Origin of the sequence: Streptomyces sp. NRRL F-2664 (assembly GCF_000719345.1) — a bacterium.
Taxonomy (GTDB): domain Bacteria; phylum Actinomycetota; class Actinomycetes; order Streptomycetales; family Streptomycetaceae; genus Streptomyces.
In genome coordinates, this window is sequence record NZ_JOFX01000033.1 from 19,506 (window position 1) to 34,604 (window position 15,099).

At 71.2% G+C, this 15,099-nt stretch carries 15 protein-coding genes and 1 pseudogene; 8 read left to right on the top strand and 8 right to left on the bottom strand.

Features of this window, described 5'->3' with window-relative positions:
- Positions 1-23 precede the first annotated feature (23 nt).
- On the top strand, positions 24-1,022 hold the full coding sequence (gene hemB, locus IF89_RS0125400) for a porphobilinogen synthase (protein WP_030772542.1): 999 nt from the start codon (positions 24-26) through the stop codon (positions 1,020-1,022).
- A 6-nt stretch (positions 1,023-1,028) separates the two neighbouring features.
- Here hemB and IF89_RS46135 read toward each other — a convergent pair whose 3' ends face one another.
- On the bottom strand, positions 1,029-1,205 hold the full coding sequence (locus IF89_RS46135; protein ID WP_158717924.1) for a hypothetical protein: 177 nt from the start codon (positions 1,203-1,205) through the stop codon (positions 1,029-1,031).
- Positions 1,206-1,357: 152 nt separating this feature from the next.
- On the opposite strand from IF89_RS46135, the gene IF89_RS0125410 reads away from it, so the two are divergent.
- The 4 genes and pseudogenes from IF89_RS0125410 to IF89_RS0125425 all read left to right on the top strand — a co-directional run bounded on the left by IF89_RS0125410 (position 1,358) and on the right by IF89_RS0125425 (position 2,798).
- Positions 1,358-1,933 carry a hypothetical protein gene (locus tag IF89_RS0125410; protein ID WP_051807611.1) on the top strand — a complete coding sequence of 192 codons (576 nt, stop codon included), beginning with the start codon at positions 1,358-1,360 and terminating at the stop codon, positions 1,931-1,933.
- Positions 1,934-1,945: 12 nt separating this feature from the next.
- A pseudogene (locus IF89_RS38295) lies at positions 1,946-2,298 on the top strand (RNase A-like domain-containing protein).
- Complete coding sequence (locus IF89_RS42380) at positions 2,208-2,429, top strand: contact-dependent growth inhibition system immunity protein (protein WP_420706962.1); 222 nt, start codon at positions 2,208-2,210, stop codon at positions 2,427-2,429. Before IF89_RS38295 ends, IF89_RS42380 begins: the two are co-directional and overlap by 91 nt.
- 96 nt (positions 2,430-2,525) lie before the next feature.
- Positions 2,526-2,798, top strand: coding sequence for a DUF1876 domain-containing protein (locus IF89_RS0125425; protein WP_030772548.1), 273 nt, complete (start codon positions 2,526-2,528; stop codon positions 2,796-2,798).
- Positions 2,799-2,844: 46 nt separating this feature from the next.
- Here IF89_RS0125425 and IF89_RS0125430 read toward each other — a convergent pair whose 3' ends face one another.
- The gene (locus tag IF89_RS0125430) at positions 2,845-3,603 is read right to left on the bottom strand and encodes an ABC transporter permease (RefSeq protein ID WP_030772551.1); all 759 of its coding nucleotides are present in this window, start codon (positions 3,601-3,603) and stop codon (positions 2,845-2,847) included.
- Entirely contained in the window at positions 3,600-4,610 is a 1,011-nt protein-coding gene (locus tag IF89_RS0125435) for an ABC transporter ATP-binding protein (protein WP_234327865.1), read from the bottom strand. Before IF89_RS0125435 ends, IF89_RS0125430 begins: the two co-directional genes overlap by 4 nt.
- Before the next feature lie 102 nt (positions 4,611-4,712).
- Here IF89_RS0125435 and IF89_RS0125440 point away from each other — a divergent pair, with 102 nt between their 5' ends.
- Complete coding sequence (locus tag IF89_RS0125440) at positions 4,713-5,543, top strand: TetR/AcrR family transcriptional regulator (protein WP_030772555.1); 831 nt, start codon at positions 4,713-4,715, stop codon at positions 5,541-5,543.
- 56 nt (positions 5,544-5,599) lie between these two features.
- Here IF89_RS0125440 and IF89_RS0125445 read toward each other — a convergent pair whose 3' ends face one another.
- Positions 5,600-6,397: a VOC family protein gene (locus IF89_RS0125445; RefSeq protein WP_030772558.1), complete on the bottom strand. Its 798-nt coding sequence runs from the start codon at positions 6,395-6,397 to the stop codon at positions 5,600-5,602.
- A gap of 295 nt (positions 6,398-6,692) precedes the next feature.
- A complete protein-coding gene (gene argS / locus IF89_RS0125455) occupies positions 6,693-8,462 on the bottom strand; it encodes an arginine--tRNA ligase (RefSeq protein WP_030772561.1) in 1,770 nt (589 codons plus the stop codon).
- 178 nt (positions 8,463-8,640) lie between these two features.
- Here argS and lysS point away from each other — a divergent pair, with 178 nt between their 5' ends.
- Positions 8,641-10,380 carry a lysine--tRNA ligase gene (gene lysS, locus IF89_RS0125460; RefSeq protein ID WP_030772564.1) on the top strand — a complete coding sequence of 580 codons (1,740 nt, stop codon included), beginning with the start codon at positions 8,641-8,643 and terminating at the stop codon, positions 10,378-10,380.
- A 91-nt stretch (positions 10,381-10,471) separates the two neighbouring features.
- On the opposite strand, the gene IF89_RS0125465 is transcribed toward lysS, so the two are convergent.
- The 3 genes from IF89_RS0125465 to IF89_RS0125475 all read right to left on the bottom strand — a co-directional run bounded on the left by IF89_RS0125465 (position 10,472) and on the right by IF89_RS0125475 (position 13,668).
- Positions 10,472-11,803 carry a DUF2637 domain-containing protein gene (locus IF89_RS0125465; protein WP_030772566.1) on the bottom strand — a complete coding sequence of 444 codons (1,332 nt, stop codon included), beginning with the start codon at positions 11,801-11,803 and terminating at the stop codon, positions 10,472-10,474.
- Between the two features lie 126 nt (positions 11,804-11,929).
- A complete protein-coding gene (locus IF89_RS0125470) occupies positions 11,930-12,694 on the bottom strand; it encodes a DUF3558 family protein (protein WP_051807614.1) in 765 nt (254 codons plus the stop codon).
- Between the two features lie 113 nt (positions 12,695-12,807).
- On the bottom strand, positions 12,808-13,668 hold the full coding sequence (locus tag IF89_RS0125475) for a hypothetical protein (protein WP_030772572.1): 861 nt from the start codon (positions 13,666-13,668) through the stop codon (positions 12,808-12,810).
- A 190-nt stretch (positions 13,669-13,858) separates the two neighbouring features.
- Here IF89_RS0125475 and IF89_RS0125480 point away from each other — a divergent pair, with 190 nt between their 5' ends.
- Positions 13,859-15,052 (top strand): RtcB family protein, encoded by a 1,194-nt coding sequence (locus IF89_RS0125480; protein WP_030772574.1) that lies wholly within the window; start codon positions 13,859-13,861, stop codon positions 15,050-15,052.
- The last annotated feature ends 47 nt before the right edge of the window (positions 15,053-15,099 follow it).

The window sequence follows — 15,099 nt, forward strand, 5'->3', positions numbered from 1 at the left end:
GAAGCTCGAAGAGGCGACTGAAGATGAGCGCGTACGGATCCTTCCCCGGTTCGCGGCCCCGCCGGCTGCGGACCACCCCGGCGATGCGGCGGATGGTCGCGGAGAACCGGCTGCACCCCTCGGACCTGATCCTCCCGGCCTTCGTACGCGAGGGCATCAGCGAGCCCCTTCCCATCTCCGCCATGCCGGGCGTGGTCCAGCACACCCGCGACACGCTGCGGAAGGCGGCCGTGGAGGCGGTCGAGGCGGGCGTTGCGGGAATCATGCTCTTCGGGGTGCCGGCGGACGAGAACAAGGACGCGCTCGGCACGGCGGGCACCGAGCCCGACGGCATCCTGCAGGTCGCGATCCGGGACGTGAAGGCCGAGGTCGGGGACGACCTGGTGATCATGTCGGACCTGTGCCTGGACGAGTACACCGACCACGGACACTGCGGCGTCCTCGACGAGAACGGGCGCGTCGACAACGACGCGACGCTGGAGCGGTACGCCGAGATGGCGCAGGTCCAGGCCGACGCGGGCGTCCACGTCGTGGGCCCCAGCGGCATGATGGACGGCCAGGTCGGCGTCATCCGCGACGCCCTCGACGAGACCGGGCACGAGGACGTCTCGATCCTCGCCTACACGGCGAAGTACTCCTCCGCCTTCTACGGTCCCTTCCGCGAGGCCGTCGCCTCCTCCCTCCAGGGCGACCGCAAGACGTACCAGCAGGACCCGGCGAACGCCCGCGAGTCCCTGCGGGAGCTGGCCCTCGACCTGGAGGAGGGCGCCGACATGGTGATGGTCAAGCCGGCCGGCCCGTACCTCGACATCCTGTACCGGGTCGCGGAGGCCGTGGACGTACCGGTGGCGGCGTACCAGATCAGCGGCGAGTTCGCGATGATCGAGGCGGCCGCGGAGAAGGGCTGGATCGAGCGGGACCGGGCCATCCTGGAGACCCTGCTGGGCATCAAGCGCGCGGGCGCGGACACGATCCTGACCTACTGGGCCACCGAGGTCGCGGGCTGGCTGCGCAACGCCTGACCCGCTCTACGGCCAGTCGACGAGGCCGTTGAAGACGACGAAGTCGAGGACGACCGCCGCCGGGGCGATGACGGCCAGCCACACCCTGGCGGCGGCGTGGCGCCGCCGCCAGGGCAGCGCCCATGCGGCGAGCAGCAGGACCAGGACCGCGGCCAGGCCGGACCCGAACACGGGGAAGGCCATGCCGTAGGAGACGTCGAACCGGTCGCTAAACCCATGGGCTGGACGCCTATGACCTTCTACGGTGAGGACTGCGGCCTGGTAGTGGTCTCCGACACCGAGGTCGGGCTGTTCTGGGCATTCGGCGACATCTGAAGCCCTGGGAAAATCCATCCATGCCAACGCAATCCACCGACGCCGCCACCTGGGAAGCGGCGCTGCTGCGGCTCCTGGAGGACGTGTTCGTCTTCGCCAGGAGCGGCCCCCGGTCGCACGAGGACTGGGCCGCGGACGTCCGCGCCGTCATGGAACGGTCGGTCGCCGATCCACGGGGCTGGTCCGCCCTGGATCCGGAGAGGTTCGAGGAGGGGCGGGAGGCCGGCTTCCCCTCGTACCCGTTCCGTTCGACGTCCGCGGAGGACCCGCGGGCCGGGCTCCGGCCGATCACGGCCGGCGCCGCCGTCGAGCTGCTCGCCTCGCTCGCGCAGGAGTGGTTCTTCGAGGGCTCCCCGGTCCGGTCCCGGGAGGACCGGGACGCGGTGCTCGCGGACGCCCGGACCGTACTCGACCGGTTCGGTCCCGAGGCGGCGTTCTGGACCTCCTCCGACCTCGCCCGGGGCTGTGACGCACCCGACTTCCTGGCCCAGGATCTCCAAGGCGGCCGCCCCTTCACCGACTACATGATGGATCTCGGCCTCATCGCGGTGTCCGCCGACGAGGTCGGCGTCTTCTGGTCGTTCAACGCGAATTGAGACAATGATCCGATGCTGACCCGATCCGCCACCTACCCGGCCGGGAGACCGCGCAGTGGGCCACCCAGCAGGTGGGTGACCGCCAATGAGCAGGTCATCCACCGCTGGCTCGCCCAGGGAACGCGGGCACGGTGACCACCGAGGCCGCCTGGGCATCCCGGGAGGAGCCCGTCGGCCGGGTGCAGTTGGAGGCGATGCTCCTCGCCGGACAGGGGCCCGTCGACGTCCGCGCCGCCCGCGTCGTCCTGCGTCGTGAGCCGGACAGCCCGTACGGATTCGTCGCCACGCAGCGGCGGTCGCGGACTACGCCGCCACCACCGACCCGCAGCTCGTCGCCCGTCTCGTCGGTGAGCTCCACGAGCTGATCGCCCTCCCGATGGACGAGGGGGACTACGCCCTGGCCGCGGCGGAGCTCGGCATGGAGGTCAACCCGCCCGAGCCGTTCTCGTACGGGGCGTGGTTCCAGTCGGTGGCGGCGGGCCTGGTCGGCGGTTGAGCGGCGCGTCCGCCCCGGGGGTGGGGCTTCCGGTCGCGTCCGTCGGGGCGTGGGCGCACTCTGGAGGGAACGGGTGACCCCTGGAGGTGATGCACCATGGCCACGCTCGTCGGGTGGCATGTGGAGCTGGAGTTCACCGAGGAGGGCCACCGCACCAGTGCGGCGGCCCTGGTACGGCTCGGGGACGGCTCCGAGATCAGGGCGCGGGGTTATGCCCTGCGTCACCCCTCCGACCCGCAGCAGATGAGGGTCGGGGAAGAGATCGCGGGCGCTCGTGCGCTCATGGATCTCGCGCAGCAGATGTTGCAGAAGGCCCACTCGGAGATCGACGAGGCGACGGGCCGTCATTCCTACCCGCTCAACCGCTGAGCGGCGGGCGGACCACCGGCCCGCTGAGGGGCTCGTGCGGGGCCGCTCAGCGGGTCCTGCTGCGGAACAGGACGCCGGCCAGGGCCACGGCCGTGCCGGTGATGCCGGCGCACCAGGCCAGCGCCGTCCAGGGGGCGCTCCCCGCGGGCTGGGCGAGGAGCAGCGCGCGCAGCGATTCGATCACGGGCGTCAGCGGCTGGTGCTCGGCGAAGCCGTGCAGCCAGCCGGGCATGGTCTCGATGGGGACGAAGGCGCTGGACGGGTAGGGCAGGAACATCATCAGGAAGGTGAAGCCGCCCGCCGCCTCCGGCGTCCTGGCGAGCAGCCCCAGTGCGGCGGCCAGCCACGAGATCGCCGTGATGTACGCCAGCAGCAGGCCCGCGGCGGCGAGGAGGGCGGCCGGGCCGGCCTGGGGCCGGAAGCCGATGGCGAGGGCGACGGCGAGGACCAGGGTGGTGGAGAGCAGGTTGCGCACGACGGACGCGGCGACGTGTCCGGCGAGGACGGGTACGCCGCCGATGTCGAGGGTGCGGAAGCGGTCGATGACGCCGTTGCGCATGTCGTCGGCGACGCTGACGGCGGTGCTCGCCGCGCCGAAGCCGGCGCAGAGCAGCATGGCGCCGGGGACCACGTACGTCACGTACGCGGTTCCGGTGTCGATGGCCCCGCCGAAGAAGTAGACGAAGATCAGCATCAGGACCACGGGCAGCATCAGGGCGGTGATCAGCGCGTCGGGCTGCCGGCGGCTGATGCGCAGGCTGCGGCCGGCGAGGGCGAGGGCGCTCACGGGGGTGGCGGCGGTCATCGGTCGGCTCCCGTCAGGGTGAGGAACACGTCGTCGAGGGTGGCGCTGCGGACGGCGAAGCGGTCCACGGCGGTGCGGTCGGGGTCGAGTTCGTCGAGCAGGGCGCGGACGTGGGCGGCGCTGCCGTCGGTGGCGACGCCGAGGGTGAGTTCGTCCGGGGCGAGGTGGACGGCGCGCGGGGCCAGGGCGTCGTAGGCGGCCTGTGTGGTGAGGGTGAGGTCCAGCCGGTGGCCGGCGACGCGCGCCTTGAGTTCGGCGGGCGTCCCCTCGGCGGCGATCCGTCCGTCGGCGAGGACGGCGACGCGGTCGGCGAGGCGGTCGGCCTCCTCCAGGTACTGGGTGGTCAGCAGGACGGTGGTGCCGTCGCAGCGCAGTTCCCGTACGAGTTCCCACAGGTCGCGGCGGCTGCGCGGGTCGAGGCCGGTGGTGGGCTCGTCGAGGAAGATCACCTCGGGACGGGAGACGAGGCTCGCGGCGAGGTCGAGGCGGCGGCGCATGCCGCCGGAGTACGTCCTGGCCGTGCGCGCGGCGGCGTCGGTGAGGCCGAAGCGGGCGAGGAGTTCGTCGGCGCGGGTGCGCGCGGCGCGGCGGGTGAGCCCGCAGAGGCGGCCCATCATGCGCAGGGTCTCGGCGCCGGTCTGGAGGTCGTCGACGGCGGCGAACTGGCCGGTGAGGCTGATGCGTTCGCGGACGGCGGTCCGTTCGGTGACGGTGTGGTGGCCGGCGACGCGGGCGGTGCCCGCGTCGGGCGTGGTGAGGGTGGCGAGGATCCGCACGGTGGTGGTCTTCCCGGCGCCGTTGGGGCCGAGGAGCGCGAGGACGCTGCCGCGGGGGACGGCGAGGTCGATGCCGTCGAGGACGCGGACGTCGCCGTAGGACTTGGTCAGGCCGGTGGCGTGGATCCCGAGGGTGGCCTGCGCGCCCGGCCGGAGGGCGGTGGCGCGGGTGCCGGTGGTGCGGGGGGCGCCGGGGGTGCCCATGGGGTGTGCGGAGGCGTGCGTGGTCATGAGGGGTGGTGCTCCCTTCCCCGTCTTCTGCGTATGCCTTACGCTCTTCTGTGTAAGTAATACACAGAACTAGGATGGGGGTCAATCGAGGAGTGGGCGGTCATGGCGGACAAGGGCGAGGGCAAGAGCGAGGGCGAGGACGGCCAGGGCACCGGCACCGGGCTCCCGGCCAGCCTGGAAAGGGCCTGGGGGCTCCGCGAACGACCCGGCAAGGGGCCGCGCCCCACGCTCACGCTGTCGCGCATCGTGGAGGCGGCCGTGGCCCTGGCCGCCGGTGAGGGCATGGACGCCGTTTCCATGGGCCGGGTGGCCAAGGAGCTGGGCGTATCGACGATGTCCCTCTACCGGTACGTCACGGCGAAGGAAGAGCTCCACATCCTGATGTCGGACGCGGGCGTCGGCGCCCCGCCGCCGCTGCCGCCCGAGGCGCGGGAGTGGGGCTGGCGCGAGCTGGTCACCGAATGGGCCTTCGCCCAGCGGGCGGTGCTCATGGCCAACCCCTGGATCCTGCGCATCCCCATCACCGGAGCCCCGGTCAGCCCCCACCAGCTGGCCTGGATGGAGCGCGGGCTGGCGGCGCTGGCGGACACCGGGCTGCAGGAGGGCGAGAAGATCTCGACGATCATCCTCATCGGCGGCCTGGTGCGCAACGAGGCCACGATGGCGGCCGACATGACGGACGCCATCGTGAAGTCGGGCGTCTCACCGGACCGGGTCATGGACCAGTACCTGCGAACGCTGCGGCTGATGACCGGCCCGGACACCCACCCGGCCGTGACGCGGCTGCTGGAGTCGGACGCCTTCACGGGCTCGGACGAGCCGGACTTCCAGTTCCGCTTCGGCCTGGACCGCATCCTGGACGGCCTGGCCGAGCTGGTGGCAGGGCGGTCGGCGGCAGGGCGGTCGGCGACAGGGCGGTCACCGGCGCCGTGAGCCGCCGCCGTGCCTTCCGCCCGCTCGCGCAGGCGGAAGGGCGGGGCGTCCCACCGTCAGGCGGGCTGCTCCGGCGCGGTCGCCCTGATCACCGAGAAGACGCCGCCCTGGGGGTCGGCGAGCACGGCCATGCGGCCCGCCGCCATGTCGAAGGCCGGGGCCATGACGCTGCCCCCGGCGCGCACCGCGGCGGCCTGGATCTCGTCGACGTCCTCGACGTGGAAGTACGGCATCCAGTGCGGCGGCACCCCGGCCGGCAGCTTGGCGAGGTCCATCATCCCGCCGACGGCCCGGTCACCGACCTTGAACTCGGTGTAGTCCCCGGCGTCCGGCATCTGCGACTTCGCCGTGGTGACGGGGAGGACAGCGGTGTAGAACGCCGCCGCGGCGGGGATGTCGCCGGTGCTCAGCTCGTTCCAGATCAGGGCGCCGTGCTCGTTGACGATGCCCGCGCCGTCGAAGGTGCCGGCCTGCCAGAGGCCGACGGCCGCACCGGTGGGGTCGGTGATCACGGCCATCCGGCCGAGGTCCATAACGTCGATCGGGCCCATCATCACCGAGCCGCCGGCGTCGGTGACGGACTTGAGGGTGGAGTCGAGGGAGTCGGTGGCCAGGTACGTGGTCCAGGCGGTCGGCGGCACCGGGTCGGGCACCGTCCCGTCCGGGTTCATCGCCCTCATGATGCCGGCGACGGGCTTGCCCTTGAGCAGGCAGACGGAGTAGCCGCCCTGCTCGGCCGGACCGATCTCGCCCTGCCAGCCGAAGAGGCCGCAGTAGAAGTCGAGGGCCGCCTGCTGGTCGGAGGTGATCAGGTCGATCCAGCACGGGGTGCCGGGCTTGTAGGGGCCGTTCATGTCGGGCACGGATGCCTCCGCTGAGGGATGGGGAAGGACGCGCCGTCCCCTACCCGGGCCCTACCGCCCGAATCGACCCGTTCGGGTGACGGCTGGGGCCCTGGTGCGCACCGGTGCGCGAGCCCCGCGGACCTGCTCGTGGCCGTCGTCGCGCGGCAGCACGGGCTGACGGTCCTGCACCAGGACGCCGACGTCGAGACGATCGCCAAGGTCACGGGCCAGCCGGTACGGCGCATCCGCGGCTGAAACGGAGCTGCCCCCGGCCCGAAGGCCGGGGGCAGCTCCGTCGTACCGGTCAGAGCTTCTCGGGGGTGCGGATGCCCAGCAGGGACATGCCCTTCGAGAGGGTGCGGGCGGTCAGCTCGCACAGGAACAGGCGGTTCTCCACCTGCTCCGGCGTGTCCGCCTTCAGGACCGGGCACTCCGAGTAGAACGACGTGTACAGCGACGCCAGCTGGTACAGGTACGCCGCCAGCTTGTGCGGTGCGTGCTCCGCGGCCGCCTCGGCGATCAGCTCGCCGAAGGCGTCCAGGTGCAGGCCCAGCGCCCGCTCGGTCGGGGCCAGCGCCACCTCCGGGTGGGCGACCGGCCGCGCGTCGCCCGCCTTGCGCAGGATCGACTGGATACGCGCGTACGCGTACTGCAGGTACACGGACGTGTCGCCGTTCAGCGACACCATCTGGTCCAGGTCGAACTTGTAGTCCCGGGCGGCGGACGTCGACAGGTCGGCGTACTTCACCGCGCCGATGCCCACCTGGGCACCCCGCTCGGCGATCTCCGCCTCCGTCAGGTCCTGGGCCTTCTCGCGGACCACCGCCGAGGCGCGCTCGATCGCCTCGTCGAGCAGGTCCACCAGCCGGACCGTCTCGCCCTCACGGGTCTTGAACGGCTTGCCGTCCTTGCCGAGGACCGTGCCGAACGCCAGCTGCACGGCCTTGACCTCGTCGTTCAGCCAGCCCGCCCGGCGCGCCGTCTCGAAGACCATCTTGAAGTGCAGCGACTGCCGCGCATCCACCACGTAGATCAGCTCGGTCGCCCCGAGGTTCGTCACGCGGTCGCGGATCGCCGACAGGTCCGTGGCGGCGTAGCCGAAGCCGCCGTCCGACTTCTGCACGATCAGCGGTGTCGGGTTGCCGTCCGGGCCCTTGACGTCCTCGAAGAACACGCACAGCGCGCCGTTGGAGCGGACAGCGACGCCCGACTCCTCCAGCAGCTTGCACGTCTCGACCAGCATGTCGTTGTACCCGGACTCGCCGACCACGTCCGGGTCCTGGATGTCCATGTCCAGCTTGTCGAAGACGGAGTAGAAGTAGATCTTCGACTCGTCCACGAACCGCTGCCACAGCGCCAGCGTCTCCGGCTCGCCCGCCTGCAGGTCCACCACCCGGGCCCGGGCCCGGCCCTTGAACTCCTCGTCGGAGTCGAACAGGGCGCGCGACGCCTTGTAGAGGCGGTTGAGGTTGGACATGGCCTCCTCGCCGGAGGCCTGCTCGTCACCGTCGCCGCGCTTGTGGTCCAGCTCGTGCGGGTGCTCCAGCAGGTACTGGATCAGCATGCCGAACTGGGTGCCCCAGTCGCCGATGTGGTGGCGCCGCACCACCTTCTCGCCCGTGAACTCCAGGATCTCCACCATCGCCGCGCCGATCACCGCGGACCGCAGGTGGCCGACGTGCATCTCCTTGGCGACGTTCGGCTGGGCGTAGTCGATCACCGTCGTGCCGGCCGCCGCGTTCAGCGGCACGCCGAGCCGGTCGTCCGCCGCGCGGGCCGCCAGCGTCGAGATGATCGCCTCGTCGGCGACGCTGATGTTCAGGAAGCCGGGGCCCGAGACCTCGATCTCCTTGATCAGCCCACCGGTCGGGATGCCCTGGACCACGGTCGCGGCCAGCTCGCGCGGGTTGGCCTTCGCCTTCTTCGCGAGCGCCAGGATGCCGTTGGCCTGGAAGTCGGCCCGGTCGCTTCGTCGCAGCAGCGGGTCGGCGCCACCGGCCTCCGGCAGGGCGGAGGCGAGGGCGTCGGCGACGCGCTGGTTGACGGACGAAGCGAGCGAAGGGACCGAGGCCATGAGCTGCCGTTCCTGTGAGGTCGTGCCGGTGGATGCACTTGGTTGTTCCGACAAGAGCCGAGTATCCCACGCGGCGGCCACCGGATTCCCGGGATATCCACCGCGCCGAGCAACCGCGGAGCGGCCTGTTCCGTCTGGGAGAATGGCCGAAGCCAGCATTCGAGTAGAAGGACGTGTCGTGGCTCAGAGCGCGCAGAGCAGCACCGAGACCGACTGGGTCTCCCGTTTCGCGGACGAGGTCATCGCCGAGGCGGAGCGCCGAGCCCCGGGCAAAGCGGTCGTCGTCGCGTCCGGTCTCTCCCCCTCCGGCCCGATCCACCTGGGCAACCTCCGCGAGGTCATGACCCCGCACCTGGTCGCCGACGAGATCCGCCGCCGCGGCCACGAGGTCCGCCACGTCATCTCCTGGGACGACTACGACCGCTACCGCAAGGTCCCCAAGGGCATCCCCGGTGTCACCGAGGAGTCCCACGCCCAGCACATCGGCCGCCCGCTGACCGCCGTCCCCGCCCCCGAGGGCTCCGCCCACCCCAACTGGGCCGAGCACTTCAAGGCCGCCATGGTCGAGGCGCTGGCCGACCTCGGCGTCGAGTACGACCCGATCAGCCAGACCGAGCAGTACACCACCGGGGTCTACCGCGAGCAGATCCTGCACGCCATGAAGCACCGCGGCGACATCGACGCCGTACTCGCCCAGTACCGCACCAAGGCCAAGCCGGGCGGCAAGAAGCCCCAGCAGAAGCAGGTCGACGAGGCCGAGCTGGAGGCCGCCGAGGGCTCCGGCGCAGCAGCCGAGGACGACGGCAGCGCCGGCGAGGGGGGCTACTTCCCCTACAAGCCGTACTGCGGCCGGTGCGGCAAGGACTTCACCAAGGTCACCTCGTACGACGACGAGACCACCGAGATGACCTACGTCTGCACCGAGGACGAGTTCACCGAGACGGTCAAGCTCAGCGAGTTCAACCGCGGCAAGCTCGTCTGGAAGGTGGACTGGCCCATGCGCTGGGCCTACGAGGGCGTCGTCTTCGAGCCCTCCGGCGTCGACCACTCCTCGCCCGGCTCCTCCTTCCAGGTCGGCGGCCAGATCGTCCACATCTTCGGCGGCGAACAGCCCATCGGTCCGATGTACGCCTTCGTCGGCATCAGCGGCATGGCCAAGATGTCCTCCAGCAAGGGCGGCGTCCCCACCCCCGGCGACGCGCTGAAGATCATGGAGCCGCAGCTCCTGCGCTGGCTGTACGCCCGCCGCAAGCCCAACCAGTCCTTCAAGATCGCCTTCGACCAGGAGATCCAGCGCCTCTACGACGAGTGGGACAAGCTGGAGGCCAAGGTGGCGGACGGCACCGTGCTGCCCGCCGACGCGGCCGCGCACAGCCGCGCCGTACGGGTCGCCTCCCACGAGCTGCCCCGCACCCCGCGCCCGCTGCCGTACCGCACCCTCGCCTCGGTCGTCGACATCACCGCCGGACACGACGAGCAGACCCTGCGCATCCTGGCCGACCTCGACCCGTCGCAGCCGCTCACCTCCCTCGACGAGGTACGGCCGCGCCTGGACCGCGCCGAGAACTGGATCACCACCCAGGTCCCCGCCGACCAGCGCACCCTCGTGCGCGAGGACCCCGACACCGAGCTCCTGTCCTCCCTGGACGACGAGGGCCGCGAGTCCCTGCGCCTGCTCCTGGACGGCCTGGACTCCCACTGGTCGCTCGACGGACTGACCACCCTCGTCTACGGCGTCCCCAAGGTCATGGCCGGGCTGGAGCCCGACGCCAAGCCCACCCCCGAGCTGAAGGTCGCCCAGCGCACCTTCTTCGCACTGCTCTACCGGCTCCTCGTCACCCGCGAGACCGGCCCGCGCCTGCCCACGCTGCTGCTGGCCGTGGGCGCGGACCGCGTGCGCAAGCTGCTCGCGGCCTGACGGCCCCCGCCGCGGGCCGTGCCCGGGCGAGCGCAAGGGCCCGCACCCTCAGGGGTGCGGGCCCTTCCGCATACAGGTACGTGCCTGCCCGCTACGCGGGCTCGGCCTCGCGCTCCTTGCGGTGCTGCTGACGGAACGACGGGATCATCCGGCGCAGCAGCGAACCACTGCGCGGATGCGTCACGCCGTAGCGGTCCGCCAGCGTGATGTCGAGCGCCTCGGCGGTCGGGTAGTCCTGCGTCTCCTCCGCCAGCGCGCAGAACACCTTGTAGGCGATCTGGGCGAACTCGACCTCGTCCGCGGCCTCGGCCCCCGGCTGCTGCTCCAGCGGGCGCTCGTCCGGCACCGCCTCGTGGCGCGGCTCCGGGATCGGCAGCTGCTCCGCCTGCTGATCGTCCGGGCCCATCGGAGGCAGGACCGGGGTCGGCTCCAGACCCTCGACGTACTGCGGGTTGTAGCCGCCCTCGTACACGGCCTGCGGGGCCTTCGGCGCGGCGAACCAGGCGCTGTTGTGGGCCGCGGGCATCGCCGTCGGGTCCACGGCGAACGCGGGCGGGACATGGGCGACCGCCGCCGGCGCCACCTGCTCGGCCTGGGCCAGGGCGTGCGCCTCGGCCTGCTGGGCCCGGTCCGGCGCCCCGGCCTCGTACCCCTCCGGGACGGCGCCGGCCACCGGGGCCTCCAACGCCCGAGCCGTACCGGCGAGCTGCTGCTCCAGCGGCGGCAGGACCGCCGGGTCGATCCCCGTCGCCGCCAGCGCGTCCGGAGCCGTCTGCGACAACGGGACACCGATCCGCGCCAGCTTCAGCGGCATCAGCGCCTCCACCGGCGCCTTCTGCCGCCAGAAACGTCCGTACCGCGCCTGCAGCCGCGCCTGGTAGATCAGCCGGTCCTGCTCCATGCCGATCGCCTGCTCGTACGACCGCAGCTCCCACAGCTTCATCCGCCGCCACAGCTTGAACGTCGGCACCGGCGACAGCAGCCACCGCGTGATGCGCACACCCTCCATGTGCCGGTCCGCCGTGATGTCCGCGATCCGGCCCACCGCGTGCCGGGCGGCCTCCACCGTCACCACGAACAGGATCGGGATCACGCCGTGCATGCCGACACCGAGCGGATCCGGCCACGACGCCGCGCCGTTGAACGCGATCGTCGCCGCCGTCAGCAGCCACGCCGTCTGACGCAGCAGGGGGAAGGGGATCCGCAGCCAGGTCAGCAGCAGGTCCAGCGCCAACAGGACGCAGATACCGGCGTCGATACCGATCGGGAACACCAGGGAGAAACTGCCGAAGCCCTTCTTCTCCGCCAGCTCGCGCACCGCGGCGTACGAACCCGCGAAGCCGATGCCCGCGATGACGACGGCTCCGGCGACCACGACACCGATGAGTATTCGGTGCGTACGAGTCAGCTGCATCGCGGCCACCCGCGATCCCCTCCCCTTGTCGAGCACAAACCGAGCGCTTACCGCGCCTTTACGGAGCTGCGGCAGGCACAGCGTACGGGTGACCGGATGTCAACGCTCCAGGAGCCCCCGGCCGGCCCGGTGCTCCTACTGGGGCTGGGGGGACTGCGGCTGCTCCGCCGGCTTGTTGGCGGTGGCGACCGACGCCACCGCCTCCTTCGCCGCGGTCAGTGCGTCCTGCAGCAGCTTGGCATGGTCCGGGGCGCCGGCGCCCTCGTAGGCCGCACCGTTGTAGTCGAGCGTGATGACCACGTTCTGGGTGCGCGCCACGACCGTCGTGTTGAGGAAGTCGACGTCCTTCTTCACCGAGTAGGCCACCGACGTGCCCTGGTCGCCGCCCAGGCCCTCCGCGGGCTCGGCCTTCACGTTCTGCGCGCCCTCGGTGGCCTTCGCCGCCTCGACCTGCTTGCCGTACTGCTCCTCGGCCCGCTTGTTGGCGCTGCCGAGGGAGGCGTGCGAGTCGGTCCGGAAGAAGGAGAGCGAGAGCCAGCGGTACTGCGAGCCCTTCAGGCCGTCCTCGTCCAGGCCGTTCCAGGAGCAGCTGGCGCGGCTCGCCAGGTCGTTCGACTTGGTCGCCGTACCGTTCTTGTCCTTCGCCTCCGGGACAAGGGTGTCTATCGTCGCCGACTGGATCGCCTTGCAGGGATCCGGGAGCGTGGCGAAGGCCGCCTTCTCCAGCTCCGGCTTCTTCGCCTTCTCACCGGGCTTCGAAGAAGCGGACGAACCGGACTTCTTGTCGCCCTTGGCGGCCGACTCCTTGCCCGAGTCGGACGAACACCCGGCCACGGTGAGGATCACCGGGACGGCTGCGCAGGCGAGAACGCGGGTGAGGCGCGAGGCTGATCGGTGCATGGTTCCTTCAGTGCTTCGGGGGTCTGCTTCGGACACGGGACCCGGTCAACGGTAGCCCGATCGGGTGCCCGACTGCTGTGCGCGCCGTCACGCCGGGGCGCGGCGCGCACCGCTCATTCGTTGAACCGCTCGGCCAGGGCCAGCGCCAACTGCCGTGCCTTGTCCTGCGTTTCGGCGCTCGACGGGACCGTTCCGGGCAGGGTCGGCTGGACGCTGTACTCGACCTTGACGATGACATTCGAGGTGCGGAACACGATCCGAACGGTGCGCGACTGCGCTGCCGTCGCCCCGGCGGGGCTCAGCTTGTCGTCGAGGAAGGCCTCGGTGCCGAGGCCCTCCAGGACGCGGGAGCCGAGCTCGGGCTGCGGGGACGGACTCGTGCCCGGGGCCGGTGTTCCCGCGGCCGGCGTCCCGGCCGGCGGGGTCCCGCCCGCGGGCGGGGGCGTCGAGGCGGCCGGGGAGGCCGGGTTGGCCGCGCCGGGGGTGGGGGTGGTGGCCGGGCCGGGGAAGGGCAGGTGGGCGTCCGTCAGCAGGCGTACGTAGACCTGCTTGGCCTTGTCGTCGTCGCTGGCGACGGCGCGGTCGTAGGAGACGACGCGCTCGAAGCCGACCGACAGCAGCCGGGTCTCCTCGGGGACCTGCGCGCTCCAGCGGCAGCCGACGTGCCGGTCGCCGTCGTACGAGGCGTCGGCGACGCCCGCGTACAGCTGCTCGCGCTGTTCGGGGGTGAGGCTGTCCGATGCGGGCAGCATCGCCTTGAGCTTCTTGCTGTCGGCGCCCGCCTTGCAGGGCGCGGGCAGGCTGCGGTACTTGCCCGGCTGGGCGGGTGCGGCGGCGTTGCCGCCGGCCTTCGCGTCGCTGGTGCCCGCCCCGTCGCTCCCGCCGGTGCACCCGGTCAGGGCGGCCGCACCGGCCGCGAGCGCGGTGAGCATCGCGATGCCGGGCAGGACTCGCCGTACCGCCTTGCGCTGCACGTCCACTGGCTCCCTTCGACCGGCGGGCCCCCCGTCGGTCAGGAAAATGCGTTGCCGCTACTTGGGCGCGGCTGGACACAATGTCTATCGCACACGCTGGTGCTGGCGCCGGTCCCCTGTCGTATTTGGGATCAAGAGCGAGGCTTTTGCGGATACTCACCTTTCTGTTGGTTTCAGGGGATTGATCCTTATGTCGTATGTAGAGGTACCGGGGGCTCAGGTCCCGATCCGGATGTGGACCGACCCGGCGTCGGTCGAAGCCGGCGCGATGCAGCAGCTGCACAACGTGGCCACGCTTCCGTGGATCAAGGGCCTGGCCGTCATGCCGGACGTCCACTACGGCAAGGGGGCCACGGTCGGTTCGGTGATCGCGATGAAGGACGCGGTCTGCCCGGCGGCGGTGGGCGTGGACATCGGCTGCGGCATGTCCGCGGTGAAGACGTCCCTCACGGCGAACGACCTCCCGGGTGATCTCTCCAAGCTCCGCTCGAAGATCGAGCAGGCGATCCCGGTGGGGAACGGCATGCACCGCGAAGCGGTGGACCCGGCGCGTCTGTACGGGTTCTCCGATGCGGGCTTCGCGGACCTGTGGGAGCGCTTCGACTACGTCGCGGACGCGGTGAAGTTCCGGCGGGATCGCGCGATGCGGCAGATGGGAAGCCTTGGCCAGGGCAATCACTTCTGTGAAGTTTGTATCGATGGTTCCGGTTCGGTATGGCTCATGCTGCACTCGGGTTCGAGGAACATCGGCAACGAGCTCGCCGCCTTCCACATCAACGTCGCCCGGGGGCTTTCGCACAACCAGAACCTGGTCGACCGGGACCTGGCGGTCTTCCTCGCGGCCACTCCCGAGATGGAGGCGTACCGCAACGACCTCTTCTGGGCGCAGGAGTACGCGAAGTTCAACCGTGCCGTGATGATGAGTCTCTTCAAGGAGGTCTTCCGCAAGGAGTTCCGGAAGGCGAAGGTCTCCTTCGACCGGGAGATCAGCTGCCACCACAACTACGTGGCGGAGGAGCGGTACGACGGCATGGACCTGCTGGTCACCCGCAAGGGCGCGATCCGTGCCGGCAGCGGCGACTACGGGATCATCCCCGGCTCGATGGGGACGGGCTCGTACATCGTGAAGGGCCTCGGCAACGAGAAGTCCTTCAACTCGGCCTCGCACGGCGCGGGCCGGAAGATGAGCCGGACGGCGGCGAAGAAGAAGTTCTCGGCGCGCGACCTGGCGGAGCAGACCAAGGGCGTCGAGTGCCGCAAGGACTCGGGTGTCGTGGACGAGATCCCCGGGGCGTACAAGTCGATCGAGCAGGTCATCGACCAGCAGACGGACCTCGTCCAGGTGGTGGCGAAGCTCAAGCAGGTCATCTGCGTCAAGGGCTGACGCCCGGGACGGATGCGGAGAATGGAGGGCTCGGACCGATCGATCGG

Excerpts from the sequence above, each read along its gene's own strand:
- hemB (WP_030772542.1), top strand. The coding sequence starts at position 24 with ATGAGCGCGTACGGATCCTTCCCCGGTTCGCGGCCCCGCCGGCTGCGG.
- IF89_RS0125470 (WP_051807614.1), bottom strand. The coding sequence starts at position 12,694 with ATGCACCGATCAGCCTCGCGCCTCACCCGCGTTCTCGCCTGCGCAGCC.
- IF89_RS0125480 (WP_030772574.1), top strand. The coding sequence starts at position 13,859 with ATGTCGTATGTAGAGGTACCGGGGGCTCAGGTCCCGATCCGGATGTGG.
- IF89_RS0125440 (WP_030772555.1), top strand. The coding sequence starts at position 4,713 with ATGGCGGACAAGGGCGAGGGCAAGAGCGAGGGCGAGGACGGCCAGGGC.
- argS (WP_030772561.1), bottom strand. The coding sequence starts at position 8,462 with ATGGCCTCGGTCCCTTCGCTCGCTTCGTCCGTCAACCAGCGCGTCGCC.
- IF89_RS46135 (WP_158717924.1), bottom strand. The coding sequence starts at position 1,205 with ATGGCCTTCCCCGTGTTCGGGTCCGGCCTGGCCGCGGTCCTGGTCCTG.
- IF89_RS0125430 (WP_030772551.1), bottom strand. The coding sequence starts at position 3,603 with ATGACCGCCGCCACCCCCGTGAGCGCCCTCGCCCTCGCCGGCCGCAGC.
- IF89_RS0125410 (WP_051807611.1), top strand. The coding sequence starts at position 1,358 with ATGCCAACGCAATCCACCGACGCCGCCACCTGGGAAGCGGCGCTGCTG.
- IF89_RS0125445 (WP_030772558.1), bottom strand. The coding sequence starts at position 6,397 with ATGAACGGCCCCTACAAGCCCGGCACCCCGTGCTGGATCGACCTGATC.
- IF89_RS0125425 (WP_030772548.1), top strand. The coding sequence starts at position 2,526 with ATGGCCACGCTCGTCGGGTGGCATGTGGAGCTGGAGTTCACCGAGGAG.
- IF89_RS0125435 (WP_234327865.1), bottom strand. The coding sequence starts at position 4,610 with ATGACCACGCACGCCTCCGCACACCCCATGGGCACCCCCGGCGCCCCC.